The sequence below is a fragment of the Leucobacter soli genome, assembly GCF_042659205.1.
In the GTDB taxonomy this organism is placed as follows: Bacteria; Actinomycetota; Actinomycetes; order Actinomycetales; family Microbacteriaceae; genus Leucobacter; species Leucobacter soli.
The window spans coordinates 1-9,355 of record NZ_JBHSRW010000088.1 but is presented as its reverse complement, the minus strand read 5'-3'; the positions used below and the strand labels follow the sequence as shown (position 1 = coordinate 9,355).

General features: G+C 70.2%; 9 protein-coding genes. 3 read left to right on the top strand and 6 right to left on the bottom strand.

Going from position 1 to position 9,355, the window contains the following annotated elements:
* Window positions 1–144 precede the first annotated feature (144 nt).
* The 3 genes from ACFPZL_RS07275 to ACFPZL_RS07265 all read right to left on the bottom strand — a co-directional run bounded on the left by ACFPZL_RS07275 (window position 145) and on the right by ACFPZL_RS07265 (window position 3,769).
* Window positions 145–600 (bottom strand): 23S rRNA (pseudouridine(1915)-N(3))-methyltransferase RlmH, encoded by a 456-nt coding sequence (locus ACFPZL_RS07275; RefSeq protein ID WP_218115130.1) that lies wholly within the window; start codon window positions 598–600, stop codon window positions 145–147.
* Entirely contained in the window at window positions 597–1,829 is a 1,233-nt protein-coding gene (locus tag ACFPZL_RS07270) for a pyridoxal phosphate-dependent aminotransferase (protein WP_218115131.1), read from the bottom strand. The genes ACFPZL_RS07275 and ACFPZL_RS07270 overlap by 4 nt, the downstream gene beginning before the upstream one ends.
* Before the next feature lie 65 nt (window positions 1,830–1,894).
* A complete protein-coding gene (locus ACFPZL_RS07265) occupies window positions 1,895–3,769 on the bottom strand; it encodes an ABC transporter ATP-binding protein (RefSeq protein WP_236022038.1) in 1,875 nt (624 codons plus the stop codon).
* A 247-nt stretch (window positions 3,770–4,016) separates the two neighbouring features.
* Here ACFPZL_RS07265 and ACFPZL_RS07260 point away from each other — a divergent pair, with 247 nt between their 5' ends.
* A complete protein-coding gene (locus tag ACFPZL_RS07260; protein WP_218115133.1) occupies window positions 4,017–4,283 on the top strand; it encodes a DUF7218 family protein in 267 nt (88 codons plus the stop codon).
* 118 nt (window positions 4,284–4,401) lie between these two features.
* On the opposite strand, the gene ACFPZL_RS07255 is transcribed toward ACFPZL_RS07260, so the two are convergent.
* The 3 genes from ACFPZL_RS07255 to glpK form a co-directional block, all read right to left on the bottom strand.
* Window positions 4,402–4,950, bottom strand: coding sequence for a hypothetical protein (locus ACFPZL_RS07255; RefSeq protein WP_218115134.1), 549 nt, complete (start codon window positions 4,948–4,950; stop codon window positions 4,402–4,404).
* 122 nt (window positions 4,951–5,072) lie between these two features.
* Complete coding sequence (locus ACFPZL_RS07250) at window positions 5,073–5,393, bottom strand: DUF7882 family protein (protein ID WP_218115135.1); 321 nt, start codon at window positions 5,391–5,393, stop codon at window positions 5,073–5,075.
* 53 nt (window positions 5,394–5,446) lie between these two features.
* Window positions 5,447–7,057, bottom strand: a complete 1,611-nt coding sequence (gene glpK / locus ACFPZL_RS07245; protein WP_218115136.1) for a glycerol kinase GlpK — start codon at window positions 7,055–7,057, stop codon at window positions 5,447–5,449.
* 167 nt (window positions 7,058–7,224) lie between these two features.
* Here glpK and ACFPZL_RS07240 point away from each other — a divergent pair, with 167 nt between their 5' ends.
* The gene (locus ACFPZL_RS07240) at window positions 7,225–8,106 is read left to right on the top strand and encodes an exodeoxyribonuclease III (RefSeq protein WP_218115137.1); all 882 of its coding nucleotides are present in this window, start codon (window positions 7,225–7,227) and stop codon (window positions 8,104–8,106) included.
* 150 nt (window positions 8,107–8,256) lie between these two features.
* A complete protein-coding gene (gene trpS / locus ACFPZL_RS07235; RefSeq protein WP_218115138.1) occupies window positions 8,257–9,267 on the top strand; it encodes a tryptophan--tRNA ligase in 1,011 nt (336 codons plus the stop codon).
* Window positions 9,268–9,355: the final 88 nt, after the last annotated feature.

Genomic DNA, 9,355 nt, shown 5'->3' with positions numbered 1-9,355 from the left:
GCGCGCCGTGATCCGCCACGGCACCGCGTGCGCCGCCCGCGGCTCTGCCACCGGGGCGAGCCGCGGGCCGGCGATCACCCTGCTGGCGAGGCGAAAAGGATTCATGCCGTCAGGGTAGAACGGACCTCCGACGTTGCCGGGCGACTACACGTGATGGTAGGGGCGGCCCCCCGCGATCTCCTGAGCCCGGTAGAGCTGCTCCGTCACGATCAGGCGCACCAACTGGTGCGGGAACACCAGCTTCGACAGGCTCCACACGAAGTCCGCCCGCCGGCGGACCCGGTCGTCGACGCCGTAGGCACCGCCGATCACCAACGTGGCCGTGCGAGCACGGGCGAAGCCGCCCTGCAGCACGCGCGCCAGCTCGGGAGAGTCGACGTTCCTCCCGCGCTCGTCGAGCAGCACCACGAAGTCGTCGCCGAGCTTCGCCAGGATCCGATCCGACTCCTCCGACCGCGCCGCCTCGCCCTCGCGCGCGGAGTGCGGCAGAAGTTGCCATGAGGCGTCGAACGGCTTGCGCAGCCGCTGCTCGTACCGCGCGATGCCGTCGGAGACCCAGTTCTCATGCTTCCGCCCCACGGCGAGGATTCGGATACTCACGGCACTCGAATCGTCTCGAGGTACTCGGCGATCCGCCCGATCGCCTCCGTCAGAACCGGGACCTCGGGCAGCGTGACGAAGCGCAGGTGATCGGGCGTCGGCAGGTTGAAGCCGCGTCCGTTCGTCACGAGCACGCGCGTCGCCCGCAGCAGCTCGATGACGAAGTGCTGGTCGTCCGCGATCGGGTACACGGCCGGGTCGAGCCGCGGGAAGAGGTACATCGCACCGCCCGGCAGCGCGCACGAGACCCCGGGGATCGCCGTCAACAGCCGGTGCGCCGCATCGCGCTGCTCCCGCAGTCTCCCGCCGGGCGCGCAGAGGGCTTCGATCGAGCTCTCTCCTACGCCGGGCCCCGTCGAGAGCGCCACCGGGATCGCGTACTGCGCCGGAACGTTGGCGCACATGCGCATGTTGGCGAGCAGCGTCAACCCCTCGAGGAAGTCGCGCGCACGCTCGCGGTCGCCGGACGCCACCAGCCACCCCGAGCGGTAGCCGGCCACCCGCTGCGTCTTCGAGAGCCCGCCGAAGGTGAGGCAGAGGGTCTCCGCCGAATGCAGCGCGGCATGCTCGTGCGCGGCGCCGTCGTAGAGGATCCGGTCGTAGATCTCGTCGGCCAGGAGCACGAGCCCGTGCCGCTCGGCGAGAGCGGCGAAACCGCGCACCAGCTCGGGCGAGTAGACGGCGCCGGTCGGGTTGTTCGGGTTGATGAGTACGATGCCCGTGGTGCGCGGCGTCACGAGCGACTCGATGGCGGCGAGGTCGGGCATCCAGCCGTTCGCCTCGTCGCACGGGTAGTGCACGGCGCGGCCCCCCGAGAGCGTCACCTGCGCGGTCCAGAGCGGGTAGTCGGGCGCAGGGACGAGGATCTCGTCACCCGGGCTGATGAGCGCCTGCAGTACGAGCGAGATCAGTTCGCTGACGCCGTTGCCGATGGTGACATCGTCGGGCCCGAGGCCGGGCACACCGAGCTCCGTGTAATGCCGGGCGACCGCCTCGCGTGCGGGCAGCACACCGCGCGAGTCGCTGTATCCCTGGGCGGCCGGCAGGATCCTGCGCAGCTCTTCGACGATCTCGGGCGGAGCGTCGAAGCCGAACGGCGCCGGGTTGCCGATGTTCAGCTTGAGGATCGTTTCGCCCGCGCGCTCCAGTCGCTCGGCCTCCTGCAGGATCGGGCCGCGGACGTCGTAGCGGACGCCGGCCAGTTTGCTCGACTGGGTGATGAGGCGCACCCGCTCATTATTCCACTCCGGAGCCGCACCCTGACGCACCTACGAGCGAGCGGAACGGCGCGGGATCACGCCTGCTGCGCGTAGAGTTCCGCGTAGGATCCGCCGAGCTCCAGCAGCTCGGCGTGCGATCCCTGTTCCACGATACGCCCGGCGCTCACCACGTAGATGCGATCCGCCCCCTCGATCGTCGAGAGGCGGTGCGCGATCGCGATCGTCGTGCGCCCCTCGCGGGCGCCGTCGAGGGCGCGCTGCACGATCCGCTCGTTCACCGTGTCGAGCGCGCTCGTCGCCTCGTCGAGCACGAGCACGCGGGGGTTCTTCAGCAGCACGCGCGCGATCGCGACGCGCTGCTTCTCGCCGCCCGAGAGACGGTAGCCGCGCTCGCCCACGATCGTCTCGTAGCCGTCGGCGAACGAGACGATCGTGTCGTGGATGTTCGCGAGCCCGGCCGCCGCCTCGATCTCCTCCTGGGTCGCGTCGGGCTTCGCGTAGCGGAGGTTCTCGGCGATCGTCGCATGGAAGAGGTAGGGCTCCTGGGTGACGACGCCGATCCGGTCCATCAGCGACTGCTGCTGCAGCGTGCGCACGTCGTCGCCCCCGTAGCGCACGGTGCCCGACGAGGCGTCGTAGAGGCGCGGGATCAGCGAGCCGATCGTGGTCTTGCCCGATCCCGAGGCGCCGACGAAGGCCACGAACTCGCCGGGCGCCACCGCGAACGACACCGCGTCGAGGGTGGGACTGTCGTCGGCCGAGGCGTCCGGGTACCGAAACGTCACGTCTTCGAACGACACCGCGCCCGCTCGCCCGGGCTCGTCGCTCGGCTCGGCTGCCCCGGGCTCGTCGACGATCGCCGGCTCCAGGTCGAGGTACTCGAAGATGCGCGCGAAGAGCGCCGAGGAGGTCTGCAGGTCGAGCGCGACGCGCATGAGCGCCATGAGGGGGAAGAGCAGCCGCGACTGCACGGTCGTGAAGGCGACGATCGTGCCGGCGGTGATACCGGCGTCGTACCCCTGCCCGGTCGCCTGCGCCAGCAGCCAGCCCGAGACGAGGTAGACGATCGCCGGCACCGCCGAGAGGAACACCTGCACGAGCGCGAAGAACACCTGCCCGCTCATGGTCTGCCGCACCTGCAGCGCGATCTGGTTGCGGTTCTCGCCCGCATAGCGCTCCGTCTCGGCCTGCTGTCGCGAGTACGTCTTCGCGAGCAGCACGCCCGAGACCGAGAGCGCCTCCTGCGTGATCGCGCTCATCTCCGAGAGCGACTCCTGGGTCTTGCCCGCGATCCGCGCCCGCACCTGCCCGACGCGGCGCTGCGCGAACACGAGCACGGGCATCAGCACGACCGCGATGAGCGTCAGCTGCCAGCTGAGCAGCACCATCGCGACGGCCGCCGCGATCACGGTGACCGTGTTGCCGATCACGTTCGAGACCGTGTTCGTGAGCACGTTCGCCACGCCGCCGACGTCGTTCTGCAGACGCGACTGGATCACACCCGTCTTCGTGCGGGTGAAGAACCCGAGTTCCATCGACTGCAGATGGGCGAAGAGCTTCACGCGCAGATCGCCCATCACCCGGTTGCCGACGCGGGCGGTGAAGTAGGTCTGCACGATGCCGAGGCCCGCCGAGACGACGAAGACGAGGATCATGGCGCCGACCAGCCAGGCGAGCACGGTGAGGTTCGGGCCGGTCGCGGCGTCTTCGGCGCCCACCGGGAAGAGCCCGTCGTCGAAGACGCGCTGCGTGATGAGCGGAGGCAGGATGCCGAGGCCGGCCGAGACCAGCACGAGCACGATGATGACCGAGAGCTGCAGGCGGTACGGGCGGAAGAGCTCGGCGATGCGGCGGCCGAGGTCGGCGACCTTCGGCGCCTGCCTGTTCGCCTCGCGCTGCGCCCTGGCGTCGCCGCCGGAGACGCGGCTTCTGCCCACCGGACCGCCCATGCTCATACCTCGAAAGCGTAGACCGTGGAGGGCCGGAGGCGCAGATCGTCCGCTGCCGGCGCAATCGTGCGCGTGAGGCCGGCGCGCGGCGCCGTGCGGATCGGTCAGAGTACCCTTCCCGCGCCGGGCTGTCGAGGGGCTGCCCCCGCTCAGGTCAACGGTCTACCGTCAGGGGCAGGCGGCACCCAGGGCACCGGGAGGCACCGCACGGGTCCCTGGCCGTCGTATCGGAGAGGAGCACGACATCATGCCGAGAAAGGACCGCCCCCAGCTGAAGGATCCTGAGCTCTACGAGCGTTTGCGCGAGGAAGGCGCCAGCGAGGAGAAGGCCGCCCGGATCTCGAACGCTGCGGCGAAGGAGGGCCGATCTGCCATCGGCCGTCGCGGCGGTCTCGCGGAGAATTACGAGGATCGCACCCTGCCCGAGCTGAGGCGGCGAGCGAAGGAGCTCGGCCTGACCGGTTACTCCCGGCTTCGGAAGGCCGAGCTGATCCGCCGCCTGCAGGATCACTGAGCATGCCGCAATAGCGACTCTGGCGGCCGCCGGAGCCCGGAGCCGGAGCACCCGGTCGGAGCGCCCGGTTCCCCTCCTCCCCTCCGGGAGGCCCCTCGCTCCAGCCGTCCGATACCGTCTACCAGATCCGATCGCGGTGACCGACCACCACCGAGACGATGATCGCGAGAGGCACGAGCCAGATCATCGCGAGCAGGCCCGCATCCACCCAGAGCCGCGCGGGTCGCCGCAGACCAGTGGCACGCACCACGAGCATCCCGAGGAGGCCGATGAGCCCGACCGCGAGACCGATGCTGCACCACAGCGGATCCCACCTCGCCAGGAGCAGGAGGACGGCGCCCACGACGACGAATGCCGCGACCGCCGAGAACATCCAGCGATTCGTACTCGCACTCGTCAATGCCGGCTGGTTGTGCACGAGAGCCGGGTCGGCCTGACCGCGATTGGGGTTCGGTACCGAGGCCTCCGCGTCGGCGCTCATGGTCGACCCGTCGAGGATGGGCCGCTCCTGGAACTCGCCCGCCGGCGGCCCGAGTACCGTGCCCCTGCCGGTCCCGGCATCGAATCGGGAGGGCCCGTGCGGTGCGTCGGGCCGCTCCTCGTCGAGGCGCTCCGCGCTGTCCGGATCCATCGCCGGCTCGATATTCCGGTGCTTCCCGTCGTTCATGACTGCCTCCCTGCTCGGTGCGGCGTCCCGATCGGCGACGCGCGCCTCTTCGCAGCTCCCACGGTAGGCGGGTCCCGTCCGCCGGTGGAGAGGGTCGACAACACGTTCAGCGCCGCGTAGGATCAGCGATTCGCGAGGTAGTGCTCCGCCTCCTGCTCCGACAGCACGATGAGACCCCGCTGCGAGTTGGAGAGCTCGTTCAGCGCGGTCAGCCAGGTCTCGTTCAGTTGCGGCGACCGGCTCCCGGAGAAGCGGAACACGATCGGGATGCTCGGCGACAGCCAGATCGACGCCCGCCCGCTCCCCTTCTCCGGCGGATTGGTCCAACTCATGAGGAAACTCTCCTGGCGGCGGAGCTTCATCGTGATGGCGGCCTTCAGGTGGGCGAGCGTCCGGTCCTCGAACTCGTACTCCTGGACTCCCGCATAATTCAAGAACCCCATGGGCGCAATGGTGTCAGAAGTGGCGGCAGAGGGGTAGCTTCCTGTGAGATTCTTCAGGAACCGGCGCCGCCAGCGGCCCGAACGTCGTCGTCCACCCAACCGAGCGAGCGCTCGACGGCACGACCCCAGAGGCGCAGGCTACGCGCCCGATCCGCCGCAGCCATCCGCGGCGTCCATCGCCGCCCCTCGCGGACCAGCCCCTGCAGCTCGGCGGTGCCCGACCACACCCCGGTCGCGAGGCCTGCGGCGAAGGCCGCGCCCAGCGCCGTGGTCTCGAGGTTCTCGGGCCGCACCACGTCGATGCCGAGCAGATCGGCCTGGAACTGCATCATCATGTCGCTGGCGGATCCGCCGCCGTCGACGCGCAGCTCGTCGAGCGCCTCGCCCGTGTCCGCCGCGGCCGCGTCGATCACCTCGACGGTCTGGAACGCGCACGCCTCGCTGGCGGCCCGTACGAGGTGCGCCTTCGTGACGAAGCGGGTGAGACCGACGATCACGCCGCGCGCGTCGGGTTGCCAGCGCGGAGCGAAGAGCCCCGAGAAGGCGGGCACGATGTACGCGCCGCCGGTATCCGGCACGCTCGAGGCGAGGCCCTCGATCTCGGTGGAGTCGCGGATCAGGCCCAGGTTGTCTCGCAGCCAGTGGTGCAGCGATCCGGCGACCGCGACCGAGCCCTCGAGCGCATAGACAGGCGACGCATTCCCGATGCGGTATGCGACGGTCGTGAGCAGCCCGTTCTGCGAGAAGACCGGGCGCTCCCCCGTATTCACGATGAGGAATCCACCGGTGCCGAAGGTCTGCTTCGCGCTGCCGGGCGCGAACGCGGCCTGCCCGAACGTCGCGGCCTGCTGATCGCCGAGGATGCCCGCGATGGGCACACCGTCGAGGCCGGCGATGCCGCGCACCTCGCCGATCTGCTCGGAGCTCGACACGATCCCGGGCAGCATCGAGCGCGGGATCCCGAAGACGTCGAGTGCTTCTTCGCTCCAGTCGAGGGTGCGGAGGTCGCAGAGCTGGGTACGACTCGCGTTGGTGACGTCGGTGACGTGGAGGCCGTGCTCGGCACCGCCGGTCAGGTTGTAGACGAGCCAGGAGTCGATCGTGCCGAAGCGCAGCTCGCCGCGCTCGGCGCGCTCGCGGGCGCCGGGGATCTCGTCGAGCATCCAGCGCACCTTGCCGGCCGAGAAGTAGCTGGCGAGCGGCAGGCCGGTGATGGCGCGCAGCCGCTCGGTGCCGTACGGCTGCCCGGTCGCAGGGTCGACCTCGGCGGCGAGCGCGTCGACTATGCCCTGCGTTCTCGTGTCCTGCCAGACGATCGCGTCGCCGATCGGCTCGCCGGTGGCGGCGTCCCAGACGACGGTCGTCTCGCGCTGATTGGTGATGCCGATGCCGGCGATGCGATCCTTCGCGATGCGCGCCTTGCCCAGCGCCTCCCGCAGGAGCGCCTCGGTCGTGCGCCAGATCTCGATCGCGTCGTGCCCCACCCAGCCGGGCCGTTCGAAGATCTGCCGGTGCTCGCGCTGCGCGCTCGCGACGGCTTTGGCTCGGCGGTCGAACACGATCACCCGGGTGCTCGTCGTCCCCTGGTCGATCGCGATGACGTGGTCTGCCCGGCCGGCCGCGCCGCCGGTCGGTGCGGGGTCCGCGAGATGCTGCGCTGCCATGTCCCGAGCCTACCCCGGCCCCGCGCCGCGGCCCCGCCCACGACGCCGACCCGCAAGTGCTCAGTAATCACGGGCGCGGGCCGGCCTCACCCCGCACTACTGAGCACTTGCGGCACAGGAAGAGCCGAGAGGGTGCGGCGTCGGGGGTGCGAAGTAGGATGGAGCACATGCCAGAAACACTGCGCCTCGCGTCCGTGAATGTGAACGGCGTGCGCGCCGCCTTCCGCAAGGGCATGGGCGACTGGCTCGATCAGCGCGGCGTCGACGTGCTCGCGATGCAGGAGGTGCGCGCCGACGACTCGCACCTCGAGGAGCTGTTCGGGCGGGTCGAGGACCGCGGCTGGCACATCCTGCACGACCCCTGCGCGATCAAGGGCCGCGCGGGCGTCGCCATCGCGAGCCGCGTCCCCGCGGTCGAGCACCGGATCGGGCTCGGCGGGCTCGACCTGCAGGAGTCGATCCAGTCGTCGGGCCGTTGGCTCGAGGCCGACTTCGACTTCGGCGGCACCCCCTTCACCGTCGTGAGCAACTACACGCACTCCGGCGAGGTCGACACCCCGCGCCAAGAGGCCAAGTGGGCGTTCCTCGACGCGATGGGCCCGCGCATGAACGAGCTGGCCGACGCGCGCGACCTCGTGGCGATCGTCGGCGACTTCAACGTCGGCCACCGCGAGTTCGACATCAAGAACTGGCGCGGCAACGTGAAGCGCAGCGGCTTCCTGCCCCGCGAACGCGCCTACTTCGACCGCTTCTTCGGCCCCCGCGGCGAGGTCGTCGCCGGCGTCGACGGCACCGAGGGCCCCGGCTTCGGCTGGATCGATGTGGGCCGGCGCTGGGCCGGCGAGGTCGACGGCCCCTACACCTGGTGGTCGAACCGCGGCCAGGCGTTCGACAACGACACGGGCTGGCGGATCGACTACCACGTCGTCACGCCGGCGCTCGCCGAGCGCGTCGAGAACTATGCGATCGACCGGGCCGCCGCCTACGACGAGCGATGGTCGGACCACGCTCCCGTCGTGGTCGACTACCGCCTCGGCGCCTGGTCCTGACCCCGTCGCACCGCGCGGCACCACCCCACCTGTCATCCTGCGCGCGAGTCGCAGGATCTCCCCCGAACCAGAGCTAGATTCTGCGATCCGCTCCGCGGCCGCAGAATGACGATTGAAGCAGCGGCCGATGCACGGCCGCAGGAGACACCCATGAGCCCCCACACCAAACCAGTCATCTTCAGCGGCATGCAGCCCTCGAGCGACTCGCTGCACCTCGGCAACTACATCGGCGCCCTCAGTCAGTGGACGCAGATGCAGGACAGCTTCGACGCCTTCTTCTGCGTCGTGAACCTGCACGCCATCACGGTGCCGCAGGACCCGAAGGATCTCGCCGAGCGCACCCGCGCCACCGCCGCCCAGTACATCGCGGCCGGCATCGACCCCGAGAAGTCGACCCTGTTCGTGCAGTCGCACGTGCCCGCGCACGCCGAGCTCGCCTGGGTGCTGAACACGCTCACCGGCTTCGGCGAGGCCAGCCGCATGACGCAGTTCAAGGACAAGTCGCAGCGGCAGGGCGCCGACGCTGCCTCGGTGGGGCTCTTCACCTACCCGATGCTGATGGCCTCCGACATCCTCCTCTACCAGGCCGACACGGTGCCGGTGGGCGAGGATCAGCGCCAGCACGTCGAGCTGACCCGCGACCTGGCGATGCGCTTCAACGGCCGCTTCGGCGAGACCTTCACCGTTCCCGAGGCGCAGATCCAGAAGGGCACGGCGAAGATCTACGACCTGCAGGATCCGAGCTCGAAGATGTCGAAGTCGGCGGAATCGGAGGCGGGTCTCATTAAGGTGCTCGACGACCCGGCGGTGACGCGCAAGAAGATCATGCGCGCCGTGACGGACGCCGACGGCGAGATCCGCTACGACCGCGAGCTGAAGCCCGGCGTCTCGAACCTGCTCACCATCTACTCGGTGCTGACCGGCCGCATGGTCGAGTCGATCGAGCGCGAGTTCGCGGGCCGCGGCTACGGCGACCTCAAGAAGAGCCTCGCCGAGGTGGTCGAGGAGACGTTCACGCCGGTGCGGGATCGCACGAACGAACTGCTGAGCGACCCCGCCGAACTCGACCGGCTGCTCGCGAAGGCGGCCGACCGCGCGAACGAGGTCGCCTCGACGACGCTGGCCCGCGTGTACGACGCGATGGGGATCCTGCGCCGCTGAGGCCGGCGAGAGACGGCTCCGAGACCGCCGCAGAACCGGCTGCGGCAACCGGGACCGGCGCAGCCGAGCCCGGTGCGGCCGGGCGCCA

Bases quoted from the DNA above. Each gene is read 5' to 3' on its own strand.
- ACFPZL_RS07265 (WP_236022038.1), bottom strand. From the start codon at position 3,769: ATGGGCGGTCCGGTGGGCAGAAGCCGCGTCTCCGGCGGCGACGCCAGG.
- ACFPZL_RS07260 (WP_218115133.1), top strand. From the start codon at position 4,017: ATGCCGAGAAAGGACCGCCCCCAGCTGAAGGATCCTGAGCTCTACGAG.
- ACFPZL_RS07255 (WP_218115134.1), bottom strand. From the start codon at position 4,950: ATGAACGACGGGAAGCACCGGAATATCGAGCCGGCGATGGATCCGGAC.
- ACFPZL_RS07250 (WP_218115135.1), bottom strand. From the start codon at position 5,393: ATGGGGTTCTTGAATTATGCGGGAGTCCAGGAGTACGAGTTCGAGGAC.
- glpK (WP_218115136.1), bottom strand. From the start codon at position 7,057: ATGGCAGCGCAGCATCTCGCGGACCCCGCACCGACCGGCGGCGCGGCC.
- ACFPZL_RS07240 (WP_218115137.1), top strand. From the start codon at position 7,225: ATGCCAGAAACACTGCGCCTCGCGTCCGTGAATGTGAACGGCGTGCGC.
- trpS (WP_218115138.1), top strand. From the start codon at position 8,257: ATGAGCCCCCACACCAAACCAGTCATCTTCAGCGGCATGCAGCCCTCG.